The following is a 22,389-nucleotide window of genomic DNA, read 5'->3' on the forward strand; positions in this document are numbered from 1 at the left end:
GGGCTGATGACCCCCGGCCACTTTTTAGCTTCATGAAAGCGGATGAGAGACACGTTTGCGAAAAGCAGTCGGGGCCTGACCCGTCCAACGTTTGAAGGCGGTGGAAAACGCAGCCTGATCGGAATAACCGAGCGAATACGAGATTTCGGACAGATGCATACCGTTCTTGATGAAGGTCTGCGCCAGGTCACATCGTAAATCTTCAACAATCTCGCGATATGAAGTGCCTTCGTCAGCCAGGCGGCGAGCCAATGTTCGAGGGCTTAGGCCGAGCTGGGAGGCGGCGTCGTCCACCTGTACGATTCCCCCCGGCATCGCATCTGTGATCAACCCTTCGATCTGTGCTCGGGTTTTCTGTCTTGGCGACTGTCTTTCGGCCAGCAGGCGTTCGCCAAATTCAACCAAATGCGCGCGCAGGCTAGGGTCGTAAGTTGGGATCGGTGTTTCCAGCGAGGGCAGCGACAGGATGATTTCCAAGCGTTCGGCCCCGAAGGTAACTGGGAAACCTCCGATTTTCTGGTAGGTGGCTTGGTGTTGCCCAACTGTGTGCTGAAACCGTATCTCAATCGGATTCAGATTCAACTGAGTCAACGCCCGCATCCGGGCGATCGCGCCAAACAGCAGGAACTCGGTCCGCCGATGATAGCGGGAAAAGCTCGGGTCTTTCCAATCGGCCTCAAGCGAGGCAGCGTTACCTGAAAGGCGCAGATTGAAGGCCAGGGCCGGGTCGATAATGCCATGAAACCGCGCCGTATTCTCGATCACCTGCTTCAGATCACGAGAGTACTTGCTGATATAGGCCGTAATGCTGGAAGAAGAACTGAATTCCAGACCCGCCCGTGCGCCAAAGGTGATATCGCCAAGTGCATCGCAGGCGTGTCGGACAAACAGCGCTTCTTTGTGGGCGCTGTACCTTTTGGCAGGCGGTTCAATATCGCTGCGGGTCAATGCGCAGTCACTCAGGACCTGTTCCACCACGGTCGCGCTTGCGTGATCCTCAAGGGTCCGTGTCAGCAATTGAATGCGTGAAATGTCGACGTCCATCACCCAGCCCAAAAAACGCGTTACTGTAATACCGTTACCCTAGCGGCAAACCGTGGCAATGCGCCAGCCTCGGTGCTGATACCCAGGAATTGACCGCAACTCACAAAGATATGGCAGAAATGGCCATGTCCGTAGCCTTGGCCAATAGCTACATGACCGGTGTTGTCGGGTCAGCGCCTTTTGGGGAAAAGGTCAGAGCCTGAGCGAGCGGTCCACCAAGCCGTTTCAACGGGTTCCCCGGCACGCCCCTCTCATTCTTCTGGTCAGTCATGTCGCATTGCTGCGGCGCATTCGACGTGACAGCATCACGGGGAACCTTTTGTTATTTCTTGATCTCTCGTGGCTGATTATCTTTCCATCGATACAGATTTGATCGTCTTCGACGGTGAATGCGTGCTGTGTTCAGGGTTTTTTCACTTCATGTTGCGCCATGATCGAGATCAGAAATTTCTATTTGCAACTGCGCAGTCACCGCTTGGGCAGCAGCTTTATACTCTCCTGAACCTGCCGACAGACGAATTTGAAACCAATTTGGTGATCGTCAAAGGAAAGGTGCACCAAAATCTCGACGCATTTGCCGCTGCGATGCGTGCATTATATGGTCCGTGGCGGGTATTGTCCTTGTGTCGATACCTGCCGAGGTTTCTGAAGAACCCGCTGTACCGGATGATTGCCCGTAACAGATATGCGCTATTTGGGCGGCGGGATGAGTGCCTAGTTCCTGATCCTTCTCTCAGATCGCGGTTTGCCCAAGATGGATTCTGATCGTGATCCATTCCTGCAGGCGCTGGGTATAGATGAAGCTGTGCCTGGATTGGTCAGGGATTTGCACAGCGGGGAAGGTCGCTACTCTGGTCGATGCATCATTCAGCGTGGCGGAGGCGTTTTGGTCGCTCTGGCACTTCGCATCAGGCGATTTCCACCTGCGGGCGAAGATCTGCCGGTTACCCTCACGATCCGAAAGCCTGGCGCATATTGGCAATGGGATCGAGATTTCGCAGGCCACAAAACGCGCTCGCAGATCAGTTTTGATCCGCTTCGTGGCTGGGTTCGGGAACAGATCGGCGGGCTGACGATATGGCTGCAGCCAGTGCGAACCGATAAGGGGCTGACCATTGAGATCCGCCGCCTCGCTTTGTTTGGCATTCCGTGCCCGGGGTTTCTTTTACCACGTTCCGGATCGACCGAGGCCGAGGATACACAATCGCGATTTCGCTTTGACATTTCGGCGACAGCACCGGGATTGGGACACCTGATCCGCTATCAGGGATGGTTAGAGCCTGTTCACGAACCACGTGGGTCAAGCTGACATGATCGTTAGTTCGCTTTGCTGACGATGGCGACGCACTAGTCTATATTTCACATGGAAACAGGAAGATGGTCACGATGAAACAGACAATACTTTGCGCATTTGCAGCACTGCTTATGACCAGCTCTGCGGGCGTTGTCGATGCAGCGCCGAACGGTTATCGAACGGAACCGATGAGCGGCACAGACTTTGAGGTCATTCCAAGGACACGTCAGGATACTGATGGATATTGGTGCGCCGCTGCTGATTTTGCCCGCCGGAAATTGGGTGCTGGGTGGCAGCAACAAATCTACGTTCTGCGCGGCTACGGCCCCAGCGTGACAACGGGACGCCGGACGGCGGTACAGTTCACACTGAAACAACCCGCCAATGTCCCGCAGAAAGGCAGCTTTTCGGTCACAGCCGGGTTCCAGCCGGGTGACAGCATGTCGGTACAGGGCGCAAATGCACGGTGCGGCGTCCGTCCGTTTATCAATTGACCTGCGATGCAGACAGAATTCTCGATTCAGACACAGGGCGTGGGGCTCTATGAGATTACCGCCCCTTTGCGCAGTTGGCTGAGGCCGGTTTCGGACGGTTTGCTGACGCTCTTTGTGCGCCACACTTCTTGTTCGCTGCTTATTCAGGAAAACGCCGACCCCGAGGTGCAGACTGATCTGCGCGCATTCTTTGAACGGCTGGTGCCGCAATCGGATCATCCGTCGATGGCTTATCTGCGCCACACCTATGAGGGGCCGGACGACATGCCCGCCCATATCAAGGCCGCGATGATGCCTGTTTCGCTGTCGATACCAGTATCAGGTGGGGTGCCTGCGCTGGGCACATGGCAAGGGATATATCTGTTTGAACACCGCAACGCGCCGCATGAAAGAAAGGTCGCTGCGCATTTTGGGTGACGCTTTATATTGGGGTGGAAAATTCCGACTACCCAAACCCTAGAGGCTGTCCTATAGTTGTGGATAAGTAAGCCGCAGCGCTTACAAAAAGTGGCCAGCTAGGGACGAGGAGACGGCGGATGCGCTGCCCGTTTTGCGGAAATATCGATACTCAGGTCAAAGATTCACGCCCGGCAGAGGATCACGTCGCGATCCGTAGACGGCGGTTCTGCCCGGCCTGCGGCGGACGGTTCACCACCTATGAACGCGTGCAACTGCGTGATCTGGTCGTCATCAAAACCAACGGTAAGCGCGAAGACTTCGACCGCGACAAGCTGGAACGCTCGATCCGTATTTCGATGCAGAAGCGGCCCATTGATCCCGATCGGATTGATCAGATGATCTCCGGTATCGTGCGCCGTCTTGAAAGCATGGGGGAAACCGATATCCCTTCGAATAAAATCGGTGAAATTGTAATGGAAGCGCTGGCCCGGATTGATACGGTCGCATATGTTCGCTTTGCGAGTGTGTACAAGAATTTCCAGGCGGCCGATGATTTCGAGGAGTTTGTCCACGAGTTGCGCCCGCCGCAACCTTCGACGGATGAGTGAGCGATACAGATAAGCGATATATGGCGCTGGCCCTGTCATTGGGGCGGCGCGGCCAAGGCACCTGCTGGCCGAATCCGTCCGTCGGGTGTGTCGTCGTGCGCGATGAACGCATCGTTGGTCGCGGCTGGACGCAGCCCGGGGGTCGTCCGCATGCAGAACCTATGGCTCTGACGCAGGCGGGTAAGGCCGCGCGAGGTGCCACCGCCTATGTCTCGCTTGAACCCTGTTCACACTACGGAAAGACGCCGCCCTGTGCCGAGGCATTGATTGAGGCCGGTGTTGCCCGTGTGGTTTCAGCGATCGAAGACAGCGATCCTCGGGTCGCTGGGCAAGGGTTTGCCATGTTGCGCGAGGCCGGGATTGAGGTCACCACCGGCGTTCTGGCGGAACAGGCAGTACGCGACCACGCAGGGTTTTTCCTGAAAACCGAGCAGGGCCGCCCGTTTGTGACTTTGAAACTGGCCAGTAGCTTTGATGGACGGATTGCAACGGAAACCGGGCACAGTCAGTGGATCACAGGTCCAAATGCTCGCCGCGCGGTGCATGCGATGCGTGCGCGCCACGATGCGGTGATGGTTGGGGCAGGGACAGCGCGCGCCGATGACCCGTCGCTGACGGTTCGTGATCTGGGCGTGCAGCATCAGCCGGTGCGCGTGGTGGTCTCGCGACATCTGGATTTGCCCTTGATGGGGCAACTTGCGCGAACCGCGTCCGATATCCCTGTCTGGCTCTGTCACGGCCCCCATCCAGACCCCGAGCGTGCGCGTGCGTGGGAGGGGTTGGGTGCCCGTCTGATTCCTTGTGCGCTGGATGGTCATCACGTGGATGCGGCTGATCTGTTGCAGCAGCTTGGGCAGGCCGGATTGACGCGTGTCTTTTGCGAAGGCGGATCAGCATTGGCCGCATCTTTGCTAAAGGGCGATCTGGTCGATGAGTTGGTCGGTTTTACAGCGGGGCTGACCATCGGGGCCGAAGGTCTGTCCGCGATCGGCGCACTGAGGCTTGATACTCTGGATACTGCCCCCCGATTTGATCTGATCGAAACACAGGTCGTTGGCGGCGATATCCTACATCGCTGGGCGCGCGTGACGCACTAGCCTTCAGCGCCACCAATGCGCATGCGTCGCCAGTGCGCCCTGAAATTTGGACAAGATGCGATTTACGGGTCCGGTAGGGGATGGCGTACCTTGCGCAAGCCGTTCAACCGCGATTTCTACAGGGCAGGCCTGCCCCGTCTGTGGGTCGAAATAGCGCGGGTAGTCGATCAGGGTTGCGTGCACCAATCCCATCAACGAAGGCCGCGCGCCACGTCGCGCAGGCACTGCCCCCAGATCCGTTGTCAGCCCCCAACCGGCGTAGAACGGTGCGCCGAGTGTGGTGACCCGGACGCCGCGCAGCAAAGCCTCGAACCCCAGCAGAGAGGTCATAGTCCAGACTTCATCCACCTGTCCAAGCAGGGTGGCAGGATCGGTGCCTTCTACAATGACATCGGCCAGATCAGTTTCGATTTTGCCGTCGCGCAGACCAGCTTCGACATCCGGATGAGGTTTATAGATCAACACAGCGTCGGGATTGGCCTCGCGCGCCGCGCGCAGCAGATCGAGATTGGTGCGGATATTGCTTGTTCCCAGCCGGATCGAGGCGTCATCTTCAACCTGACCTGGCACTAGAACGCGACGCCCCTTCGGTAGGTCCGGGGCGGGGTGGCCGATGTTGTACTTGCTTAGGCCCTCGGTCAGCAGCCGGGCTGTCAGCCGCTCGGCGCGGAGCCTCTGATCAGGGCGCAAGGTTTCGCGCGTGGTGATCCATTCCTCCAGGCGGCTGGGATGCGTTGGATCGTAGTAGATGCCGATATCATCGGTCACCAGCGACAGCGGTGGAACCAGCTCCGCGCCCAACCCGCGGGATCGTAAAAAGCCATCCTCAATCCGGGTTGCATTCAGCGTCTCACCGGCTCGGCTGGCCCAGACCATATGGGGTTGTTTGGTGTTCTCTGGCTGCTCGGCCACGAAACGCACCTTATGGTGCTGGCCGAAAATGCGTTGCAGGTGGCGGCGTTTCCATACCCGCATCCCGGAGGCGGTCCAGCCTTTGTGGTCCTGCCGCCAGGCCCGGGTTTGCGCCTCAAGCGTATCGAGCACGCATTCCAATTCGCACAGGCGATCATTGTAGGGATCATACCAACGCGGATACAAGATCATCGCAGCTGCAAAAAGCTGCGCCCGCGTAAGATTCCGTTGGCGACGGTGCAGGGGTGCATCATCTTGCGACAGCCCCCACCCAGCGTAGAATGGTTGCCCGAACACGCGAGGTTTGTGCCCGGCCAATATCGCCTCAAATCCCATCTGCGAGGACAGCGTGTAAACCCCGATGGCCCCTTCAAGCAGCGACCATGGACTTATGGGGCTGTCGAGGATCGATATTCTGTCACTCAGATCCTGATCGGAAAAGTATCCCTTGCGGTGGCCTGCCGTGGTTTCGGGGTGGCTTTTGATGAGGATGCGCGCGCCAGGGTTTTCCTCTTGCGCGATTACCAGAATCTCGCGGAACCGTGCATAGTCGCCGTTGCTTGCGGTGACGGCAGCATCTCCCTGCGTCTGGTCGATCACTAGAACGTAGCCAGGATCGGGAGGCGTCAGATCAAGGTCAAAGGCCGAGTATTTGCTCAGATGCAGCTCTCGGATGCGCGCGATTGCGCCTCGCGCGCGATCCAGCAGGGCGGTGTCATCCAACGGATGCGTGGCTAACAGAGTTTCCAGATCCGAAGGCACACTCGGATCAAAATGCAGACCCGATCGATCCAACAACAGACCCATGGGTGCCTCACCGCTTCGTCCAGGGTGCAGAGACCGCAGGAACGCGTCTTCGACCCTCAGGACGGGCACATCGCGTTTCTGCGCGATACCCATGCCCCGATGGGCTGTCGGGCTGTTGCCCCAGACCCCGACCAGATCGTCTGGCTGTGGCAGACCAAGCCGGATGTCATACCCGGCCAGAGACAATATACGACGCAGCCGCGACTGTGACAGGAACCCACCGTTGTAAACAAAAAGCCGGGAGCGTTCGCCCCCGGCCGTGTTCTCCGATTCAGAGAGCATTCATCAGTTACCCGTAAGCGTCGCCACATTCGCAAATGGCGTCAGACCTCCAGCAATCAGCGAGACAGATTTGCTCCACTGTGCATATGGGGCCTCGGTGACGTATATCGTGTCATCGTCTCGGATCACGAAATCGCGGGCGATGAACAGGCCATTGGGCGCGGTCAGGTTCAGCAAATAGATCATGCGCTGATCACCCTGTAGCTCGGGACGTCCCATGACATTGCGCGCCACATCCTGCCGTTCCTCACGCAGAACAAAAATACCGGTCGGGTCTGAAGATAGCGGCTGTAGGCCTCCGACCTGTGCCAGCGCCTCAAGGGCGGATAGGTCCTGACTTTCAAAGGCCACGCGGGATTGCCCGCCGGTCGAACCCAGCGCGATGTATGAGCGGCTGTCCTGTTCGACCAGAATGCGATCGCCGCCGCGCAGGGCGATATCGGTTTCCGGGTTGCGGAACAGATCGTCGTACCAGATGGTTCCTCTTTGCTTGCCCCTGATCACAGTGACCAATGCGATATCGGATGCAACTGCCACCCCGCCTGCTTGCGCGAGCATGGTCGACAACGAGCCAGTCGGTCGCTCAATCGGATAGATTCCCGGCGCGCCGATAGTTCCGGTCAGAGAAACGGTCGACCCATCGCCCGGGGTACGCGACACTTGGACCTGCGGATCCGGAGTCTGTTCTTCCAGCTTCGAGGAAATCAACGTGCGGAGCTGTTCGGGCGTATTGCCCGCTGCACGCAGCCGCCCTGCATAAGGAACAAATATGTAACCTTCGCTGTCGACCTGCACCTGATCCAGAACGGTTGCGCCACCGGCTGCGGAACTTAGCAACCCATCCTCGACATTTTCCCAGATGCTGAGGCTCAGAATATCGCCGGGGCGTACGGTATCGGATGCGACGCTTTGCGCGCTGCGGAAGGATTTCGAAAACCCGTATTGCGGAATCACCGATGTGGCCCGCGTAACACGGTCGTCGACCTCAACCACAAAGGCGTTACCCCCGTTTTCGACCGACCCGGCTAGAATTTCGTTTTTGTTCGGCCCGGATTTGGGAAGCTGGCATGCTGCCAGCAGGCCAAGGGTCGCCACAAGGGAAACCCCCCGGATCCATCGGGTAGGAAAGCGCTGCACTGCCGATTTACCTCAATCGTCTTTGTTTTGTGAAGGTTACCCGCATCGCTTCGAAACATCCAGCAGCAGGTTGCCCGCGATCATTCAACAACGCGCAACTGTGGCGTTGTGGCCTCTTTATCGGAGAGCAACCCTTGATAGGGGTCCTGAGCCGATAGCATCATATCAGCCGCTCGCCGCAGCAATTGACGACGCCCTCGGCGAGAATAGAACCCCCCAGGGACTTGGCAGGTTTCCAGAAGAAATTGGCGATAAGCCCGATAGGCCTTGCCGCCCGGGGCATCTGGCTGGGCAAAGAATGTCTCAATCGATTGCCGAGATACGAATTCAGGCTTGTCATAAACCGACTGCCCAAAAATCCGCAAAGGAATGCCGCGCCACAGAACCTGCTGGCCTGCCGTGGAATTCACCGTCACGGCGGATTTTGCATCGTCTAGCAACCTGGCCAGCTTACCACCGGGCACATAGTGAATTCGGTTTGTGATGCCGTGCTGTGCTGCAAGCTGGCGCGCCCGCAGCCGCAGCGGTTCACGGTGGTTCTCAAGCGGATGTTCCTTGATGACAAGGTGGTGATGCGCAGGGGCGCCTTTGGCGAATCCGGCGATCACTTGTTCGAGAAAATCGGACATACCGGAAAAATCCGAGTGATATTGGACCGAGCTGTCATGCCCCAATTGCAACAGCACAAGGTGATAGGGAAAACCGCTCCACCTGACCTGAGCTGTGGCCCAGCCCCGCTGTAGCCTGTGAATGGGCATCAGTGTCAGGCGTTTGAAGTATAGACGAAACTCTTTCGAGACCGGCAGCTCTCGATGGGGTCGGAATTTCTGATATCTGCGGTTCAGAAACAGCACAAACCAGTGATAGAGGGCACCGTAAAAGATGTGCTGGCGCATATCGCCCCAATGGGAAGGCGGTGGGGGTGCGTGCCCTTCGGACTGTTCCAGCGCCGTCCGCATCTGCGCCACATCCAGTTCCATCAGGCGTGAGTTTCCGTTCGACCCGTTTCGTTCATACGTCACCCACCATGGGCGCAGGTAGCCTTCTTCAAACACATGAACCGTGATCCCGTGTGCTTTGGCAATCTCAACTGCTCGTGCATGCACGGGCCGGGTGTCGCCATAGAGCACGATATCGGTCACATCATAGTGGGTGAGCAATTCGCTTAAGGTCTCCGGCCAATCATCTGGCGCGCCGCGATATGGAATGTAACTGGATTTGTCGCCCCAGAAAGCCTGATCGCCCGCGTTGAAGCCGACCCGCCAGACCTGAGCACCCGCAGCCCGCAGCATCCGACCAAGCGCGTTAAAGAACGGACCATGCGGTCCCTGTAGAAACAGGAACACACGCTGGTCGGGGCAAGCGGTCAAGGGTGCCATGCAATCTGCTCGTCTAGTGGCCTTGTGGTGCGTTTGTATAAAATTATGCCTCTTTGTCGTTTTCACGGCAAGGCAGGGCTTGCCGGTAGAGCTGCGTGCCTTTACCTCGGCTATTGAAGCTAGGTTCAGAGGGTTAATGATATGTTCACAGGGATCGTCACCGATATTGGCACCGTTACCGAACTGGACCAGCAGGGAGACCTGCGGGCACGGATCAAGACAAGCTATGAAACGGCGGGCATTGATATTGGCGCTTCAATCGCAAGTGACGGCGTCTGCCTAACCGTCATCGCGTTAGGCGATGATTGGTATGATGTGCAGATCAGCGCTGAGACGGTTTCGAAAACCAATCTGGACAGTTGGCAGGTGGGCAAGCGCGTCAATCTGGAACGTGCCTTGAAAGTCGGGGATGAATTGGGAGGGCACATCGTCTCGGGCCACGTGGATGGCGTGGCAGAGGTGGTCTCTGTGATAGACGAGGGTGACAGCACGCGGGTGACATTGCGGGCGCCTGCCAATCTGGCCCGGTTTATCGCTCCGAAAGGGTCCGTCGCGCTGAACGGTACATCGCTGACGGTTAATGATGTGGACGGGTGTGACTTTGGTATCAACTTCATTCCTCACACCAAAGAGGTCACCACATGGGGTGACGTCTCGGTTGGTGATCGCGTGAACCTTGAGATCGATACTCTGGCCCGATACGTCGCGCGACTGGCCGAGATGTCCTGACTTTCAGGTGGAAGGTCCAAATTTGGCCGTCAGCCTCATGGACAGCCACCAGAAGCATGAAGCCAGCAGGATTGAGACATACCCGTCGATGGCGTAGTGCCAGGCGAGGTGAACCGAGCCTAGCAAGATGATGAAGGCAAACACCGACAGCGCCCAGCCGAGCCAACGCGAATAGGTGAAGCCGTAGAACGCCAGCAGCACGGTAGAGGCAACATGCATGCTGGGCATCGCCGAGATTCCGCCTGCTAGCCCATTATTCCGATAACCATCCAACAGCATTTCATGCACATTCAGCGCCCAGACCGGGCTGATTTCGTGTGATTTGCGTAACAGCTCCATCTGCGGAACGAAGTCAGAGCCAAGATTGAAGGGTTCGTAGTAAACGGGACCAACCGAGGCAAAGATGGTTGCAATCACATTGCCGCCTACAAACCAGCACAGTGCAAACGCTACCAGAAAAACGGTGCTGCGGTTCGGGTCACTGCGGTCCAGACAGGCGACGCAAACCGCGATGTAAATCATGGGAAACCAGATGTGATAGGCGCCATTCACCGCGGTGGTTACGATCGGGGATCCCAAAATGGGCCATAGCAAGGTCCACGGATCGACGCCGCCGTGCAGAAACCGGTCCCATTGCACAAATTGCTCATCCCAGAGCGTCGGGTTCACAGCATGTATTTCGTTCTTCAGGAAGGTATAGGTCAGGATAAGTGCGACGATGCTGAGAAAGCAGATAACCGCATCGGTCGCTTTTTCAACATCTGCCATCTTGGATCGCAGATCTTGCAACATCCATTGAATTGGCTTTTTGGGTCGCACGACGAACATGGCAACGCCAAGTCGCCAAAGTACGATATTTGCGAACATGAAACCAAGCAGACGAACTGAGATGACAATCAGGGAAGAGGTCGAAAAATCCCAATATGACCGTCCTACATAGATGCTAACGGCAATGGCATAGACCATCTGCAGTGCAATGAGTGATAGCAGCAGCCTGTTTCGCCGAAGGGCGCTTACACGCACGAAATTTGCAGCGGGCAGATCAGCGGTCTTAGACACTGGGCTCAAATTCTCGTCTAGCTAGGACATTATACAATGACTGGTGCCCAGGATATCAGGCGATCCAAGGGCCCAATTGGGGCAATTTGTGGACAAAGTTCACGCAACCGGCCTAAAGGTTCAACTATTGGCAACAATGCTCAGAAAAGGCCTAAGTCAAAACTGGCGCATAGGATTGGTAAACTGAGTTGGCACCAGATTTCATCGCTGGCCCTATAGCGCTGGGCATATCAATCTATCTCGCAGTGCTTACAGGCTGGTGTTTGCGTCCACTCTGGTCTATCCCGCCATTCAAACCCGTTGTGCGAAAGGCTGCCCTATGAGTTTTGAAACCCCCGGACCGGTAGAGGCCCAATTGCGCGAGGCGATCAGTCCGATTGAAGAGATCATCGAAGAGGCCCGTAAAGGCCGGATGTACATTCTTGTGGATCATGAGGACCGCGAGAATGAGGGTGATTTGGTGATCGCGGCTGAGTTCGCTGACGCAGAGGCGATCAATTTCATGGCGACCCATGGGCGCGGGTTGATCTGCCTGCCGATGACAGCGGAACGGATCGACAGTCTGGGCCTGCCGATGATGGCGGTGAACAACTCGTCGCGTCATGAGACAGCCTTCACCGTGTCGATAGAAGCCCGCGAGGGAGTTTCGACGGGAATATCGGCCGCTGATCGCGCGCTGACTGTGGCGACGGCAATCAATGAGCAGAACACAATGGCGCATATCGCGACACCTGGCCATATCTTCCCGCTGCGCGCAAAAAGGGGCGGGGTACTGGTGCGGGCGGGGCACACCGAGGCCGCCGTTGATATCTCGCGTCTGGCCGGGCTGAACCCCTCGGGCGTGATCTGCGAGATCATGAAGCCCGATGGCACAATGGCGCGCCTGCCTGATCTGGTCGCCTTCGCCAAAGAGCATGACATGAAGATCGGCACGATCAGTGATCTGATCGCCTATCGCTCGCGTAACGACAATCTGGTGGTTGAAACTTCGCGCGAGACAGTGAATTCCGAATACGGTGGCGAATGGGAGATGCGGATTTTCACCGACCAGACCCACGGTATCGAACACGTTGTCATGATCAAGGGCGACATCACAACGCCCGAGCCGGTCCTGACCCGGACCCACGCCCTGCATGAAGCGCCCGATATTCTGGGTCTCGGCCCGAAATCGTCACGAGAGCTGCCCCGCGCGATGGAAAAGATCGCCGAAGAGGGGCGCGGCGTCGTTTGCCTTTTCCGTCAGCCGCGAAATTCGCTGTATGCCGCAGACGACGAAGGCCCGCGCACGATCAAGCAAACCGGTCTGGGTGCGCAGATCCTGTCCAAGATGGGTATTCAGGAACTGGTGTTGCTGACAGACTCGCCTGAAACCGTGTATCTGGGGCTCGACGCGTTTGGACTGTCAATCGTCGGCACCCGCTCGATCCTCAAGGAAGACTGATAATGGCTGAAAAAGACAAACATGGCATTCTGCCGACTCCCAGCTTCGACAAGCCGGTGAAACTGCTGCTGGTGGTGGCTCCGTTCTACCGTGCCATCGCCGACAACATGGTCGCTGGTGCCAAGGCCGAGATCGAGGCCGCAGGCGGCACCTGCGACGTGGTCGAAGTGCCCGGTGCGCTGGAAATCCCGACCACAATCGCCATGGCCGACCGTCAGTGCAACTACGACGGCTATGTCGCGTTGGGCTGTGTCATTCGGGGCGAGACGACGCATTATGAAACCGTCTGCAACGACTCTAGCCGTGCAATCCAGTTGATGGGCCTGCAGGGCCTGCTGATCGGCAATGGCATCCTGACTGTCGAAAACGACGAACAGGCCGAGGTACGTGCAAACCCCGAAAAGATGAATAAAGGCGGTGGAGCGGCGGCTGCGGCCTTGCATCTGATCGCGCTCAGCCGTAAGTGGGGCTCTTCCAAAAAGGGCGTGGGCTTCAAGCCACCGTCCGAGTCCATCCTTGTGGCGGGCGACAGCAACGGACCCACGACAGCATGACCCAGACAGACGCGCCGAAACCGGCCAACCAGAAACGCCTTATGAAATCCGCCGCCCGGCTTTATGCCGTGCAGGCGCTGTTCCAGATGGAGCAGTCGGGCCAGACGACTGAACAGGTTGTGAATGAGTTTCTGGATCATCGGTTTGGCGCGGTCTACGAGGGGGATGAGATGCTGGATGGCGATATTAGTGTCTTCCGTAAGTTGGTGGATGACGCCGTGAACTATCAGGCCACCATCGACCAGATGACCGATCGTGCATTGGTCGCCAAATGGCCCATTGCGCGCATCGATCCGACCCTGCGCGCTGTGTTTCGCGCGGCCGGGGCTGAGTTGACCCAGAGCGACACGCCGCCAAAGGTCGTGATCACCGAATTCGTCGATGTCGCACGTGCGTTCTTCCCGGAAGGCAAAGAGCCCAAATTCGTGAACGCTGTGTTGGATCACATGGCGCGCGAAGCCCAGCCCGAGGCGTTCTGACGCCTTTACCGCGACCCTGCATGCGCTAGACTCACCATCATAGCGCAAGGAGGTTCGCCATGCCCAAACTGGTCCGTCTCTACATTACGCAAGTCGTCTGGGGCTTTGTGATCTCGGCCGTCTTTGTCGGGGTGCTGCTGGCGCTCAACGTGGCCAATCTACGGCATCTGATCACCAGTTCGGAAATTGGTCTGATCGCGTTGGCCATGATCTGGTTCATGAACGGGATCGTCTTTGCGGGTGTGCAGTTCGCCTATGCGATCATGAGCATGGCTGAGAAGCCGAACAAACCACGTGGTGGAACACCGATTGCTCATGGTTTGAAGCCTGCGCCGATCAAACAGGAAGTGCGCGCAGGGCGCTGATTTATTAGGTAAATATGTGGCGGGACCACCAGTCAACCGTGCGGTTTGATTCCCGAGGACCTGTATGTACAGGTGGGCGCCAGGTAATCAGGCCAGGACCTGAACAGAGCCAGCCCCCTCGGAATTGCTTAAGGCCACCAGAATGCTACCTGTCACAAGAAGGGCAGAACCCGCCACGGGCCTAAGTAGGGCCTGAAGCAGGTTCGCACAAGGGGTTAAGCATCAACAGTTTCGTGCAATGCGGTGCGCATCTTGCCGAAATGTTCATCCCATCCGTCATCCAGCGAAAGGATCAGGCCAAAGGCGTCAGCCCCTTGAGGTAAGCCCTCGTGCAGCAGTCCAAGGCGTGTACCGCCGGCGACGGGTTCCAGCGTCCACTTGACCACACTTTCGGCGCCGCCCATCGGTTTAATGGTGAATGTATATTCAAGATACTCTGGACGTCTCGCTTCACGCACTTCACCCCAAATCAGAAGGTCGCCACTGGTCGTCCCGAACATCTCAAGCTTTTGTCCAGCAGCAAGGGGACGTTCGGGTTTGTGAAACCACTCGGCCAGCCGGTCGGGATCAGTCAAATAGTCCCAAACGATTTCTGGTGTAGCGCGGAGAAAGATTGTTTTCTGCAAAACTGCGTCTGTCATTTCTTATTCCCTTCGATAGCTTTCTTCAGATTTGCGAGGCGATCATCCCAGAACCGGTCGAAGTAGCTGAGCCAGTCCAGAACCGGAGCCATTCCTTTGGGTTCAAGGCGATTGATGCGTTCGCGTCCACGAGCTTCGACGGTGATCAATCCTCCGTCGGACAAAACGGTCAGATGCTTTTTGACGGCCGCGCGAGTCATGTCGAAACGTTCGGTTAGTTGAGCGATCGTCATATCCTGCGCTGCCAGCATCTGAACGATGTCGCGGCGGGTCGGGTCCGCCAGAGCGCGAAATGCGTTTTGGGTCTGTGTATTCATCGGGCACCTCTTATTGGATACCATTTGGTTTCATATTATTGCGATACCAAATGGTACTATGTCAAGCTGCTTGATTTTTGTTCATGAATTGTTCACATTCTCGGAATGACACTAACTATGCAGCCTGGACAGAAGCTGGCCCGTGGTGTTTCGCGTCACTTGTTGACCCACGGCTATGTTTCGATTGAAGAATTTGTCCCCACCCGAGGGTTGCGTGTCGATGTGATGGGGCTGGGCCCCAAGGGTGAGATATGGGTGGTCGAGTGTAAATCCAGCCGCGCCGATTATCAGTCGGATTCCAAATGGCAGGGCTATCTTGACTGGTGTGACCGATTCTTTTGGGCGGTTGATACGGATTTCCCGACCGAGCTTCTGCCTGCGGAAACAGGCTTGATCATCGCTGATGCCTATGATGCCGAAATCATCCGTATGGGGCCAGAAAGCAAGCTAGCCCCGGCGCGGCGCAAAAAGATGGTTCAGAAATTCGCGATGGATTCTGCACGTCGGTTGCAGGCTTTGCGCGACCCCAGGGTTTAGCTTTTGATGGCGCGCGCGGCTTGGGCTGCGGCGCGGATTTCCTCGGCGATTTCTTCGGCCTCTTCGGGGTCGAAATCCATAGGAATCTCAATACCGGCACCTTCAATGAACAGCCGCACCATACCATGATCGGTGGGGCCGATCTGCAGGTTCGCTTCGATATCGCGTTCGGTATTGATGCTCATGTTCGCCTCCGGGAAATGCGCTTTGGTGCTAACGCGCGATGGGTTGAGAATCAAGCCGACTATGGGTTCAGATAGGGCATGGAGACGGCAACGCTCAGACCTTTCCGCGCCGAGGATGCGCCGTGGCTGGTAGAACAGCATGACGTGCTCTATTCCCGCGACGAGGGGTTTGATGACAGTTTCGGCCCGCTGGTTGCCCGCATTCTGACGGGATTCATCGCGGATCATGATCCAACTTGCGAACAAGGCTGGATCGCCGAGTGCGACGGGGATCGTTTGGGTAGTATTTTCTGTGTCAGGCTGGATGATCAAACCGCCAAGCTGCGGTTGTTTCTGCTGCTGCCCGAGGCTCGTGGACAGGGGCTGGGCAAGCGGCTACTGACCGCCTGCATGGGTTTCGCCCGCGACGCAGGATATCGCCAGATGGTGCTGTGGACCCATGAGAGTCACGCCGCCGCTTGCGGGCTGTATCGTGCGTTTGGGTGGGAGCTTGTCGACAGCAAGCCGGTGCATTCCTTCGGTGTCGATCTGGTCGAACAAAGCTGGCGAATTCAGCTTTAATTCCCTTGCAATCCCCGTACGTCTTCGCTAAATCGCCCCTCACAAGTGCCGCCTTAGCTCAGTTGGTTAGAGCGCTGGATTGTGGATCCAGAGGTCCCCTGTTCAAGCCAGGGAGGCGGTACCATCTCCCAAAACCCAAGAACGGTTTGCCGGTTGCAGGTCTTTCTGTATACCCGGTACTTGGCGAAAGCTGCGTTCCGATGACATGAGCAAGATATGCCGGATAAGAAACCTGTAGACATCCGTAGAAGTGCGAGACTGTCTGTTGCACCGATGATGGATTGGACCGACAAGAATTGCCGGTTTCTGCATCGTTTGCTGAGTTCTGAGACCTTGCTTTATACTGAAATGGTCACAGCGCCTGCTTTGGTGCGCGGCGGCGCACTGCATCTGCTGGACTTTAATCCTCAGGAGCACCCGGTTGCGTTGCAGCTAGGGGGTTCTGACCCGCAGGAATTGGCGCAGGCGGCCAAGCTGGGCGCGGAAGCCGGATATGACGAGATCAACTTGAATTGTGGGTGTCCGTCTGACCGTGTGCAATCAGGGACATTCGGTGCGGTATTGATGCGCGCACCAGAAAAGGTCGCGGAATGCGTTGCGGCGATGCGCGAGGCGGTGAAGCTCGAAGTCACGGTGAAATGCCGTATCGGTGTTGACGAACAGGAACCTTCAGAAGTGCTACCTGCATTCCTCGATCAAATTCGCAAGGCCGGATGCCAACGTGTCACGATCCATGCGCGCAAAGCTTGGTTGCAGGGGTTAAGTCCCAAGGAAAACAGAGATATCCCGCCACTGGATTATGATCTGGTGCATCGGATGAAGGCTGATTTTTCGGACATGCACATCTCGATCAATGGTGGCATTACGTCGCTTGCTCAGGCGCAACAGCATCTGGAGGCTGGGCTTGATGGTGTCATGATCGGTCGTGCCGCCTATCACCAACCGACAGATATTCTGGCGGCTGCGGACCCGTTGATCTTTGGAACGGGCAGCGTCGCGGATCCCATTGAAGTGGTGCAAAATATGCTGCCCTATGTCGAGGCGCATCTTGTCGACGGTGGTCGATTGCACCAGATCACGCGGCACATGCTGGGCCTGTTCGCGGGGCGTCCCGGTGCGCGGGGATGGCGGCGGATGCTCTCCGAAGGTGCTGTGCGCGAGAATGCCGGCCCAGAAGTGATCCTGCAGGCTCTGGACTCTGTCGCTGCGCTATCGCAGGTGGAACAGGTAGGCTAAGACGGCTTCGAGCCGCTATGGGGGAATGATGCCCGAGACGATGTTGCTGGCCCAGATGCTGGGCCTTTTGCTTGTGATCGGCGCTTTGGCCGGGGTATTGGCTGGACTTTTGGGCGTTGGCGGTGGAATCGTTCTGGTGCCCGCGTTTTTCTATGCGTTTCAGACACTTGGATATGGCGGGCCTCAGCTGATGCAGCTATGCCTCGCAACTTCGCTGGCGACGATCATTGTAACGTCGATCCGATCGGTTCTTAGCCATAACAAGAAAGGCGCGGTGGATTGGGGCATCCTGCGCGGCTGGGGGCCAGGCATAGCGGTGGGTGCGGTGATCGGTGTTCTGGTGGCTTCAGCTCTGAGGACAGAGTTTTTGCAGGCGCTGTTCGGCATGCTTGGCATGGTTATCGGCATCTATCTTGGATTGGGTAAATCCGAGTGGCGGTTGGGGGATGCGATGCCCAAAGGATTGCGCCGCACCGCGCTTTCCCCTTCGGTCGGGTTTCTGTCGGTACTGATGGGAATTGGCGGGGGCAGTTTCGGCGTTCCATTGATGAGCCTTTATAACACTCCGATCCACCGGGCGGTTGCGACCGCAGCGGGCTTTGGCGTGATCATCGCTGTACCGTCGGTGCTGGGTTTTTTATTTCTCAACATCGCTCCGGAGCATCGCCCGCCGCTGACCATTGGCGCGGTCAATCTGGTGGCTTTCGGTATCGTCGTTGCGATGACTATGATCACCGCCCCGTGGGGCGTTAAGCTGGCGCATGCGATGGATCCGAAGCCGCTCAGGCGGGTCTTCGCGGTATTCCTTACCCTGGTTGCTCTGAATATGCTGAGAAAGGCGTTGGGGTGGTAGCGTCGTTTTACGAGCTAGGTTGGGTAAAGTTTCCTTATGATGGAGCGTTGGCGGATTGGGTGGCGCACGCTCTTCCCACTGCGCGTGCGTCCGTCAGCGATCCGGCTCATGCAGCTTGGCACGATTGCGATGGCACGTGGTTCATTGGCGTTGATGCACTGGACAATGATGCGCAGGGCAGGGTCGCGGGTTCGCCTGCACTGGCGGGCGCGGCCATCGAACTGGCACACCAGCAGTTTGGATCGATTGATCTGCACAAAGGGCAGGTGTCGGTAATATATCCGGGCTACCCTCAACCCCGGCGTGGCGAAAGCGAGGCTGCGGCGCGGTATCGTGCGCGGCGAGATGCGGCGCATGTGGACGGGCTCAAGCCAGCTGGCCCTGATCGACGACGGCGGGTGGATGAACCTCATGCCTGGATATTGGGTATCCCACTTACCGAGGCCAGTGTGGACGCAGCACCAATGGTGCTGTGGGAGGGAAGCCACAAAATCCTCGGCGATGCTTTTCGGGCCGCGATGAAGAAGGTGCCGCGGCATGAATTGAGCGAGGCCGATATCACAGATGTCTATCAGGCTGCGCGTCGCGAAGTGTTCGAGACCTGTCCGCGCCTCGAGCTACCGGCGCGCCCGGGCGAAGCCTATCTGTTGCACCGCCACTGTCTGCATGGTGTTGCACCATGGGGTCCGAATGCCAGCGCTGGACCGGATGGACGGATGATCGCCTATTTCCGCCCTCAGTTGCCTGGTGGTGTAGCGCAATGGCTCGAATCCCCGTAACCTCCTGCCATTGTTTGGCTTTGGAGAGTTGGTTCGATGATTACGGTTCACACGAATGCAGATGGTGCCCTTATTGAGGTCGAGCTTTCGGGCGAGGTCACTAGCGCAGATTACGCGAGCACGCTTGTTCCCGCTATTGAGGCCGCATTGGAAGAGCACGACGCCATACGTCTGCTGGCGATCGTTGGGTCCGAGTTCAAGGGATATGATCTGGGTGCCGCATGGTCCGATACCAAGTTGGGGCTCAGCCATTGGCGCGGATTCGACCGGATTGGCGTTGTGGCGGACCAGGGATGGGTGCAAACAAGCGTCCGCCTGGCTGCCCCGATCCTGCCTTGCCCGGTGCACGTTTTTGGAATGGATGAGGTGGAGGAAGCGCGTCGCTGGATGCGCGAATCTCTCGGGGCGATCCACGTGACGGATCTGGGCGGACCTTGCGTGCAGATCCGCCTGATGGGCAAACTGGATTCACAGGAATACGGTCAGGCTCAAACCGATCTTGATGCGCTGTTGCGCGAACGTGACGGGTTTCGCCTGTTGATCGATCTGCGCGAGTTCGATGGTTGGCAGGGTCTGACTGCAATGGCAGCCCATTTCAGACTGGCGGCTGGTCATATTGGGATGCTGGATCGTGCAGCGATTGTCGGTGACAAGACATGGCAAAAAATGGCGCAACGCATGGCCAGCCATGTTCTGGGAACGCGGACCCAGTATTTCCCGGCGGAGGAATACGAGAATGCAATAACCTGGCTTGCGACTGGCTAAATGCTCTAAAAACGGTTCAGAAACAATGCCTTGTAATCATAGGCATTGTTCTTTTTTGCGTTGACGTTACGGAATGCAACTTTAAGTTAGCGCTATTATTGACTGGTTGGTCAAATAACTTAAAAAGTCCTTACCTGTCCCGGATTTAGAGGGAGAGGCAACAAGCTGTTTCGCGTCGCTGTGGGCCACCACTCACTCAAACACAGCTTCCGGACTCTTCCCCCCTCGGTGTTCGGAACGGTCCCGCAGTGGCGCGTCGTTTATTACATATTGGAAGAGCAATGATTTTTCGCTCAGTACTAAAACGCATTCTTTCGAAGGACACTCCCGAACAGGTTGAAAGCCACGAGTTGGAAGTTGAGTTGCGCCCGCGACCTGCCAAGACGACAACCCAGAACGAGCTGGTTAAACTGTTCGGTTCTGAATTGCGGGATCACGAATCTCTGAGTGATCTTAAGCCTACGCGGAGACCAAAATACTAGGCTTGCGGATCAGGACCCTTGCAGCCGGGCGGCACGGCCACCACGGCGCTTTGCCAGACGGGGTTTGCGTTCCGGCAGATCCTGCATGATTTCGGCCCGTTCGGTGCTGTCCATCTTTGACCAGCGCGTGATCTCGTCAATGGTGCGGTAGCAGCCGGTGCAGATACGTTCGGTCGGGTGAACGACGCAGATTTGGATGCAAGGGCTTTCGACCTCGTCCCGTTTCCAAACCATATTCGTCATGGGCGTTTTCCGATCCGTCAAAGAAAGCGCAGTCTGTCCAGCGCGCCTTGCAGAATATAGCCTGCTGCGACGTGATCAATAACCTGTCCGCGACGTTTTCGTGTCGTATCCGCCTCAAGCAGTGCTTTTTCTGCCGCAACGGTGCTTAGTCGTTCGTCCCAGAAACCGATGGGCAGATCGGTCAAACGGGTCATGTTTCGTGCGAAGGCGCGGGTTGACTGGCAGCGCGGCCCTTCGCTGCCATCCATGTTGCGCGGCAGTCCGAGGATAATGCCGCCGATCTCACGCTCGGTCACAATCTCGATCAAACGCGCGGAATCCAGTGTGAATTTCTTGCGTCGTACCGTCTCAAGCGGGGTGGCCACGCCGCGCATCCGGTCCGAGACGGAAACGCCGATGGTCTTTTCTCCCAGATCCAGCCCCATCAGGGCTGACATTGGGGGCAGGGATGCTGCGAAGTCTTCGAACGCGTCGTGGATCATTGAGCGATTCCGGCCTGCAGCGCGGCAGCGTCGATCATCTCCAACGCTTCGGCGTTACCCGCAAATACTTCCTTGGCTTCGTTCCTGATTTTGATGGCGCGTTGGCCTTCGCCCAGCACGCCCAAGGCGGCAATCAGGCGAGCCCACTCCTCGGGTGTCCCGCCCTCGGTCGCAAGGCGGTCCGAAAGGCCATCGACCATGCCGCGGATCATTTCTTGTCGTTCCTCTGGCGACATCTCGGCGGCAGCATTTACATCGTCCTGGCTGGGGCCGGATGCAGCAGAAAAGTCGGGTGTGTTAAACACGCCTGCGCGGAATGCCAATTCATCGATCTGTGACCGGATGGCATTCGCCCATGGCGCGCCGGCGGGGGCGTCATTCAGAGTTTCGACCCAAACGCGATAAGCCATATCAGGCCGCCCGGTCTGTGCCAGCATCTGCCCCCAATAATACCGGGCAGGACCCAAGCGCTGATTGCGCTCAAGCGCCTGTCGCAAGGCGGCTTCCGCTTCCGGTGAGACGTAGCCGCCAGCGGCCAAAATCATCATCTCTGCCTGATCCGAATAGGCCTGAGCCGACGCGTTGTCACCCGACAGTTCGATCACACGGGTTTGTGCCTCATACCCTGCTTTGAAGTTCCCAGCGTTGGTTTCATGCTGTGCCAGCAGGGTATGGCCTTGCAGATCATCGGGGCGTTCGGCCACAGTTTCGCGCAGCCGGTTCAGCAAAGTTGCATAGCTTTCGTCCAGCGGAGGCGTCTGGACCGGTGTGGCAATGCCCTCGGCCTCAGCCTGGCTGGGTCGATTTTCGCGCAGGTCTTCTGCCATTTCCAGACGAACTGAAAGGGGCATGTCAGGGAAACCGGCAGCACCCAACTGGCGATACATCGCCAACCCGCCACCAACCAGAACGGCGGCCATGGCGAGGAACGCAATTATGGTAACCAAGCGTGATGGCCCGGTGCCTTTGTCTTCATTGCGCATCTGCGCGTCTGCGGCCAGGATACGGCGCGAGATTTCCGTGCGTACACGCTCGGCATCAGCTTTCGCGATCACGCCGCGCGCCAAGTCTTTGTCAACGCCTGCTAGCTGTTCACGATAGACTCGCAGATCATAAGCAGCTGTCGGGCCGGTGCCGCGACGACCGCGAAGCATCGTGTAACCCAGAAAAATCGCGATCAGCAGCGCGATCAAGAAGATGAGAACCCAGAACGGCATGGTCCCTCCAA

General features: G+C 57.3%; 29 protein-coding genes and 1 tRNA gene. 18 read left to right on the forward strand and 12 right to left on the reverse strand.

The window, feature by feature from the left end; translation table 11 throughout:
• Positions 1 to 30: 30 nt before the first annotated feature.
• Both ACRZ96_RS00265 and ACRZ96_RS00270 read right to left on the reverse strand, forming a co-directional pair.
• A complete protein-coding gene (locus ACRZ96_RS00265; RefSeq protein ID WP_170396293.1) occupies positions 31 to 1,044 on the reverse strand; it encodes a helix-turn-helix domain-containing protein in 1,014 nt (337 codons plus the stop codon).
• A 148-nt stretch (positions 1,045 to 1,192) separates the two neighbouring features.
• Entirely contained in the window at positions 1,193 to 1,315 is a 123-nt protein-coding gene (locus ACRZ96_RS00270; protein WP_255612047.1) for a hypothetical protein, read from the reverse strand.
• Between the two features lie 68 nt (positions 1,316 to 1,383).
• Between ACRZ96_RS00270 and ACRZ96_RS00275 the strand changes: the two genes are divergently transcribed.
• From ACRZ96_RS00275 to ribD, 6 genes are all read left to right on the forward strand, one after another.
• Positions 1,384 to 1,809: a thiol-disulfide oxidoreductase DCC family protein gene (locus ACRZ96_RS00275; protein WP_223117854.1), complete on the forward strand. Its 426-nt coding sequence runs from the start codon at positions 1,384 to 1,386 to the stop codon at positions 1,807 to 1,809.
• Positions 1,799 to 2,353: a DUF4166 domain-containing protein gene (locus tag ACRZ96_RS00280; protein WP_223117855.1), complete on the forward strand. Its 555-nt coding sequence runs from the start codon at positions 1,799 to 1,801 to the stop codon at positions 2,351 to 2,353. Before ACRZ96_RS00275 ends, ACRZ96_RS00280 begins: the two co-directional genes overlap by 11 nt.
• 77 nt (positions 2,354 to 2,430) lie before the next feature.
• Positions 2,431 to 2,832 carry a hypothetical protein gene (locus tag ACRZ96_RS00285; RefSeq protein WP_255612048.1) on the forward strand — a complete coding sequence of 134 codons (402 nt, stop codon included), beginning with the start codon at positions 2,431 to 2,433 and terminating at the stop codon, positions 2,830 to 2,832.
• A 6-nt stretch (positions 2,833 to 2,838) separates the two neighbouring features.
• Positions 2,839 to 3,249 (forward strand): secondary thiamine-phosphate synthase enzyme YjbQ, encoded by a 411-nt coding sequence (locus ACRZ96_RS00290; RefSeq protein ID WP_170466332.1) that lies wholly within the window; start codon positions 2,839 to 2,841, stop codon positions 3,247 to 3,249.
• A gap of 119 nt (positions 3,250 to 3,368) precedes the next feature.
• The gene (gene nrdR, locus ACRZ96_RS00295; protein ID WP_039534475.1) at positions 3,369 to 3,839 is read left to right on the forward strand and encodes a transcriptional regulator NrdR; all 471 of its coding nucleotides are present in this window, start codon (positions 3,369 to 3,371) and stop codon (positions 3,837 to 3,839) included.
• The gene (ribD, locus tag ACRZ96_RS00300) at positions 3,836 to 4,936 is read left to right on the forward strand and encodes a bifunctional diaminohydroxyphosphoribosylaminopyrimidine deaminase/5-amino-6-(5-phosphoribosylamino)uracil reductase RibD (RefSeq protein ID WP_480771550.1); all 1,101 of its coding nucleotides are present in this window, start codon (positions 3,836 to 3,838) and stop codon (positions 4,934 to 4,936) included. Before nrdR ends, ribD begins: the two co-directional genes overlap by 4 nt.
• A 3-nt stretch (positions 4,937 to 4,939) precedes the next feature.
• On the opposite strand, the gene ACRZ96_RS00305 is transcribed toward ribD, so the two are convergent.
• The 3 genes from ACRZ96_RS00305 to ACRZ96_RS00315 all read right to left on the reverse strand — a co-directional run bounded on the left by ACRZ96_RS00305 (position 4,940) and on the right by ACRZ96_RS00315 (position 9,453).
• On the reverse strand, positions 4,940 to 6,937 hold the full coding sequence (locus ACRZ96_RS00305) for a capsular polysaccharide biosynthesis protein (protein WP_480814123.1): 1,998 nt from the start codon (positions 6,935 to 6,937) through the stop codon (positions 4,940 to 4,942).
• 3 nt (positions 6,938 to 6,940) lie between these two features.
• Positions 6,941 to 8,074, reverse strand: coding sequence for a polysaccharide biosynthesis/export family protein (locus ACRZ96_RS00310; RefSeq protein ID WP_480814124.1), 1,134 nt, complete (start codon positions 8,072 to 8,074; stop codon positions 6,941 to 6,943).
• Positions 8,075 to 8,154: 80 nt separating this feature from the next.
• Positions 8,155 to 9,453, reverse strand: a complete 1,299-nt coding sequence (locus tag ACRZ96_RS00315; protein WP_480814125.1) for a capsule biosynthesis protein — start codon at positions 9,451 to 9,453, stop codon at positions 8,155 to 8,157.
• A gap of 141 nt (positions 9,454 to 9,594) precedes the next feature.
• On the opposite strand from ACRZ96_RS00315, the gene ACRZ96_RS00320 reads away from it, so the two are divergent.
• Positions 9,595 to 10,182 (forward strand): riboflavin synthase, encoded by a 588-nt coding sequence (locus ACRZ96_RS00320; protein ID WP_170396310.1) that lies wholly within the window; start codon positions 9,595 to 9,597, stop codon positions 10,180 to 10,182.
• 3 nt (positions 10,183 to 10,185) lie between these two features.
• Here ACRZ96_RS00320 and ACRZ96_RS00325 read toward each other — a convergent pair whose 3' ends face one another.
• Entirely contained in the window at positions 10,186 to 11,241 is a 1,056-nt protein-coding gene (locus tag ACRZ96_RS00325; RefSeq protein ID WP_480814126.1) for a phosphatase PAP2 family protein, read from the reverse strand.
• Between the two features lie 319 nt (positions 11,242 to 11,560).
• Between ACRZ96_RS00325 and ribB the strand changes: the two genes are divergently transcribed.
• Genes ribB through ACRZ96_RS00345 form a run of 4 tightly spaced genes read left to right on the forward strand, consistent with a single transcriptional unit; the run spans position 11,561 to position 14,080 of the window.
• On the forward strand, positions 11,561 to 12,682 hold the full coding sequence (gene ribB, locus ACRZ96_RS00330; protein WP_170800266.1) for a 3,4-dihydroxy-2-butanone-4-phosphate synthase: 1,122 nt from the start codon (positions 11,561 to 11,563) through the stop codon (positions 12,680 to 12,682).
• Positions 12,683 to 12,684: 2 nt separating this feature from the next.
• The gene (locus ACRZ96_RS00335; protein WP_170396313.1) at positions 12,685 to 13,236 is read left to right on the forward strand and encodes a 6,7-dimethyl-8-ribityllumazine synthase; all 552 of its coding nucleotides are present in this window, start codon (positions 12,685 to 12,687) and stop codon (positions 13,234 to 13,236) included.
• Positions 13,233 to 13,715, forward strand: coding sequence for a transcription antitermination factor NusB (gene nusB, locus ACRZ96_RS00340; protein ID WP_170396315.1), 483 nt, complete (start codon positions 13,233 to 13,235; stop codon positions 13,713 to 13,715). The genes ACRZ96_RS00335 and nusB overlap by 4 nt, the downstream gene beginning before the upstream one ends.
• A 59-nt stretch (positions 13,716 to 13,774) precedes the next feature.
• On the forward strand, positions 13,775 to 14,080 hold the full coding sequence (locus ACRZ96_RS00345; protein ID WP_480771546.1) for a hypothetical protein: 306 nt from the start codon (positions 13,775 to 13,777) through the stop codon (positions 14,078 to 14,080).
• 215 nt (positions 14,081 to 14,295) lie between these two features.
• On the opposite strand, the gene ACRZ96_RS00350 is transcribed toward ACRZ96_RS00345, so the two are convergent.
• Positions 14,296 to 14,721 carry an SRPBCC family protein gene (locus ACRZ96_RS00350; RefSeq protein ID WP_170396319.1) on the reverse strand — a complete coding sequence of 142 codons (426 nt, stop codon included), beginning with the start codon at positions 14,719 to 14,721 and terminating at the stop codon, positions 14,296 to 14,298.
• Entirely contained in the window at positions 14,718 to 15,038 is a 321-nt protein-coding gene (locus tag ACRZ96_RS00355) for a metalloregulator ArsR/SmtB family transcription factor (protein ID WP_170396321.1), read from the reverse strand. Before ACRZ96_RS00355 ends, ACRZ96_RS00350 begins: the two co-directional genes overlap by 4 nt.
• Before the next feature lie 105 nt (positions 15,039 to 15,143).
• Between ACRZ96_RS00355 and ACRZ96_RS00360 the strand changes: the two genes are divergently transcribed.
• On the forward strand, positions 15,144 to 15,575 hold the full coding sequence (locus ACRZ96_RS00360) for an MmcB family DNA repair protein (RefSeq protein ID WP_480752738.1): 432 nt from the start codon (positions 15,144 to 15,146) through the stop codon (positions 15,573 to 15,575).
• On the opposite strand, the gene ACRZ96_RS00365 is transcribed toward ACRZ96_RS00360, so the two are convergent.
• On the reverse strand, positions 15,572 to 15,760 hold the full coding sequence (locus ACRZ96_RS00365) for a DUF6324 family protein (protein ID WP_170396325.1): 189 nt from the start codon (positions 15,758 to 15,760) through the stop codon (positions 15,572 to 15,574). The two genes, ACRZ96_RS00360 and ACRZ96_RS00365, sit on opposite strands and share 4 nt — an antisense overlap.
• 78 nt (positions 15,761 to 15,838) lie before the next feature.
• On the opposite strand from ACRZ96_RS00365, the gene ACRZ96_RS00370 reads away from it, so the two are divergent.
• The 6 genes from ACRZ96_RS00370 to ACRZ96_RS00395 all read left to right on the forward strand — a co-directional run bounded on the left by ACRZ96_RS00370 (position 15,839) and on the right by ACRZ96_RS00395 (position 19,954).
• A complete protein-coding gene (locus tag ACRZ96_RS00370; RefSeq protein WP_480570329.1) occupies positions 15,839 to 16,321 on the forward strand; it encodes an N-acetyltransferase family protein in 483 nt (160 codons plus the stop codon).
• A gap of 47 nt (positions 16,322 to 16,368) precedes the next feature.
• Positions 16,369 to 16,445, forward strand: a tRNA-His gene (locus tag ACRZ96_RS00375).
• A 92-nt stretch (positions 16,446 to 16,537) separates the two neighbouring features.
• Positions 16,538 to 17,557, forward strand: coding sequence for a tRNA dihydrouridine(20/20a) synthase DusA (gene dusA / locus ACRZ96_RS00380; protein ID WP_480814127.1), 1,020 nt, complete (start codon positions 16,538 to 16,540; stop codon positions 17,555 to 17,557).
• Between the two features lie 28 nt (positions 17,558 to 17,585).
• Positions 17,586 to 18,410 (forward strand): sulfite exporter TauE/SafE family protein, encoded by an 825-nt coding sequence (locus ACRZ96_RS00385; protein ID WP_480814128.1) that lies wholly within the window; start codon positions 17,586 to 17,588, stop codon positions 18,408 to 18,410.
• Positions 18,404 to 19,189: a hypothetical protein gene (locus ACRZ96_RS00390; protein ID WP_170612435.1), complete on the forward strand. Its 786-nt coding sequence runs from the start codon at positions 18,404 to 18,406 to the stop codon at positions 19,187 to 19,189. Before ACRZ96_RS00385 ends, ACRZ96_RS00390 begins: the two co-directional genes overlap by 7 nt.
• A 36-nt stretch (positions 19,190 to 19,225) precedes the next feature.
• Positions 19,226 to 19,954 carry a SpoIIAA family protein gene (locus tag ACRZ96_RS00395; RefSeq protein WP_170466341.1) on the forward strand — a complete coding sequence of 243 codons (729 nt, stop codon included), beginning with the start codon at positions 19,226 to 19,228 and terminating at the stop codon, positions 19,952 to 19,954.
• A gap of 491 nt (positions 19,955 to 20,445) precedes the next feature.
• Here ACRZ96_RS00395 and ACRZ96_RS00400 read toward each other — a convergent pair whose 3' ends face one another.
• From ACRZ96_RS00400 to ccmI, 3 genes are read right to left on the reverse strand one after another with little or no spacing between them, the layout of a single operon-like run.
• The gene (locus tag ACRZ96_RS00400; protein WP_170396339.1) at positions 20,446 to 20,679 is read right to left on the reverse strand and encodes a DUF1289 domain-containing protein; all 234 of its coding nucleotides are present in this window, start codon (positions 20,677 to 20,679) and stop codon (positions 20,446 to 20,448) included.
• A gap of 17 nt (positions 20,680 to 20,696) precedes the next feature.
• The gene (gene ruvX, locus ACRZ96_RS00405) at positions 20,697 to 21,161 is read right to left on the reverse strand and encodes a Holliday junction resolvase RuvX (RefSeq protein WP_170403288.1); all 465 of its coding nucleotides are present in this window, start codon (positions 21,159 to 21,161) and stop codon (positions 20,697 to 20,699) included.
• The gene (gene ccmI, locus ACRZ96_RS00410; protein ID WP_170512848.1) at positions 21,158 to 22,378 is read right to left on the reverse strand and encodes a c-type cytochrome biogenesis protein CcmI; all 1,221 of its coding nucleotides are present in this window, start codon (positions 22,376 to 22,378) and stop codon (positions 21,158 to 21,160) included. The genes ruvX and ccmI overlap by 4 nt, the downstream gene beginning before the upstream one ends.
• Between the last annotated feature and the right edge of the window lie 11 nt (positions 22,379 to 22,389).

The organism is Ruegeria sp. CF1, from assembly GCF_056537445.1.

Coding starts and splice junctions, on each gene's coding strand:
- ACRZ96_RS00265 (WP_170396293.1), bottom strand. CDS start 1,044: ATGGACGTCGACATTTCACGCATTCAATTGCTGACACGGACCCTTGAG.
- ACRZ96_RS00270 (WP_255612047.1), bottom strand. CDS start 1,315: ATGACTGACCAGAAGAATGAGAGGGGCGTGCCGGGGAACCCGTTGAAA.
- ACRZ96_RS00280 (WP_223117855.1), top strand. CDS start 1,799: ATGGATTCTGATCGTGATCCATTCCTGCAGGCGCTGGGTATAGATGAA.
- ACRZ96_RS00285 (WP_255612048.1), top strand. CDS start 2,431: ATGAAACAGACAATACTTTGCGCATTTGCAGCACTGCTTATGACCAGC.
- ACRZ96_RS00290 (WP_170466332.1), top strand. CDS start 2,839: ATGCAGACAGAATTCTCGATTCAGACACAGGGCGTGGGGCTCTATGAG.
- nrdR (WP_039534475.1), top strand. CDS start 3,369: ATGCGCTGCCCGTTTTGCGGAAATATCGATACTCAGGTCAAAGATTCA.
- ACRZ96_RS00305 (WP_480814123.1), bottom strand. CDS start 6,937: ATGCTCTCTGAATCGGAGAACACGGCCGGGGGCGAACGCTCCCGGCTT.
- ACRZ96_RS00315 (WP_480814125.1), bottom strand. CDS start 9,453: ATGGCACCCTTGACCGCTTGCCCCGACCAGCGTGTGTTCCTGTTTCTA.
- ACRZ96_RS00320 (WP_170396310.1), top strand. CDS start 9,595: ATGTTCACAGGGATCGTCACCGATATTGGCACCGTTACCGAACTGGAC.
- ribB (WP_170800266.1), top strand. CDS start 11,561: ATGAGTTTTGAAACCCCCGGACCGGTAGAGGCCCAATTGCGCGAGGCG.
- ACRZ96_RS00335 (WP_170396313.1), top strand. CDS start 12,685: ATGGCTGAAAAAGACAAACATGGCATTCTGCCGACTCCCAGCTTCGAC.
- nusB (WP_170396315.1), top strand. CDS start 13,233: ATGACCCAGACAGACGCGCCGAAACCGGCCAACCAGAAACGCCTTATG.
- ACRZ96_RS00345 (WP_480771546.1), top strand. CDS start 13,775: ATGCCCAAACTGGTCCGTCTCTACATTACGCAAGTCGTCTGGGGCTTT.
- ACRZ96_RS00350 (WP_170396319.1), bottom strand. CDS start 14,721: ATGACAGACGCAGTTTTGCAGAAAACAATCTTTCTCCGCGCTACACCA.
- ACRZ96_RS00355 (WP_170396321.1), bottom strand. CDS start 15,038: ATGAATACACAGACCCAAAACGCATTTCGCGCTCTGGCGGACCCGACC.
- ACRZ96_RS00360 (WP_480752738.1), top strand. CDS start 15,144: ATGACACTAACTATGCAGCCTGGACAGAAGCTGGCCCGTGGTGTTTCG.
- ACRZ96_RS00365 (WP_170396325.1), bottom strand. CDS start 15,760: ATGAGCATCAATACCGAACGCGATATCGAAGCGAACCTGCAGATCGGC.
- ACRZ96_RS00370 (WP_480570329.1), top strand. CDS start 15,839: ATGGAGACGGCAACGCTCAGACCTTTCCGCGCCGAGGATGCGCCGTGG.
- dusA (WP_480814127.1), top strand. CDS start 16,538: ATGCCGGATAAGAAACCTGTAGACATCCGTAGAAGTGCGAGACTGTCT.
- ACRZ96_RS00385 (WP_480814128.1), top strand. CDS start 17,586: ATGCCCGAGACGATGTTGCTGGCCCAGATGCTGGGCCTTTTGCTTGTG.
- ACRZ96_RS00395 (WP_170466341.1), top strand. CDS start 19,226: ATGATTACGGTTCACACGAATGCAGATGGTGCCCTTATTGAGGTCGAG.
- ACRZ96_RS00400 (WP_170396339.1), bottom strand. CDS start 20,679: ATGACGAATATGGTTTGGAAACGGGACGAGGTCGAAAGCCCTTGCATC.
- ruvX (WP_170403288.1), bottom strand. CDS start 21,161: ATGATCCACGACGCGTTCGAAGACTTCGCAGCATCCCTGCCCCCAATG.
- ccmI (WP_170512848.1), bottom strand. CDS start 22,378: ATGCCGTTCTGGGTTCTCATCTTCTTGATCGCGCTGCTGATCGCGATT.